We start from the raw sequence: 923 nt of genomic DNA on the forward strand, positions 1-923 counted from the left end.
CGGCGCCTGCAGGCGGACCCGCATCGCTTGTGCCCGGTCCGCCGCGGTGGCCAGCGGCAGCGCTTCGGCGCCGACCACCAGCCGGACGAAGGCGCGCTGATATTCCTCGTCGGTCAGCTCCCGCCGCGCGTCGAACAACGGCTCCAGCCGTTCACGGTAGGCGCGGGTGGCCGGCAGGTCCGCGGTCAGGGACAGGCAGGCGGGTTCGAACAGCGTGAGCGAGTGCACCCTGCCAGGGTGTTCGACCGCGGCCATCATCGCCGCGACGGCACCCTGGGCGTGCGCGACGACGTGGGCACCCGGGCCTAGGTGCCGGCCGACGATCCGGGCGTCCTCGTCGAAGTCGGTCGGCCGGGGCTCTGCCTGCGGGTCGAACCCGTGGCGGCGCAGGAACAGGCAGTCGTAGCGCCCGGCCAGGCGGTGCTGGCGCGGCCAGGCGGCGGCCCCGAAGCTGTCGGTGCCGTGGACAAAGACCACCCGCTCTCCGCTGCCACTGACTGCCATGGGAGAAATACTAAACGCCGGAACCCACGGTTCCCTTGGAGTCGCCCGCGGCCTCCGTCGCCCAGACGTGGGGCGCCAGTTCTCGTTCCGGGACGCGCAGCTGTCCTGTCCGCAGCTGCTGCCCGTGGCGCAGTTCAACCACGGTGAGCAGTTCGTGGGCCCGGAGCCCCGCGGCCAGCTGGGCCGATTGCGCCGGGTCCAGGACGGCTTCGGCCTGCTCGACAGGCAGGAAGACCGCCTGTCCCCCGGCACCGGCGGCGAGTTCACCGCCGTCGTACGTTCCGCCGTCGTACACGAAGGTGATGGCTTCCGCGGCCTCGCCGTCCAGCGGCTGGTAATCCAAGGCGAGGATGCGCCCGGGCGGTACGAGCAGGGAGGACTCGGCGAGCACGCGGGCCGCGGCCGCGCGCGGGTCCTCG

Annotated in this window: 2 protein-coding genes; both read right to left on the bottom strand. The window is 72.9% G+C overall.

Features of this window, described 5'->3' with window-relative positions:
• Positions 1–504 (bottom strand): alpha/beta fold hydrolase (locus AC5RV2_RS18520; protein ID WP_494093544.1); only part of this gene is annotated, 504 nt, incomplete at its 3' end.
• A 10-nt stretch (positions 505–514) separates the two neighbouring features.
• The coding region (locus AC5RV2_RS18525) for an NUDIX hydrolase (RefSeq protein ID WP_494093545.1) at positions 515–923 on the bottom strand (409 nt) is incomplete at its 5' end.

It is taken from the genome of Arthrobacter sp. Y3225116 (assembly GCF_059091245.1).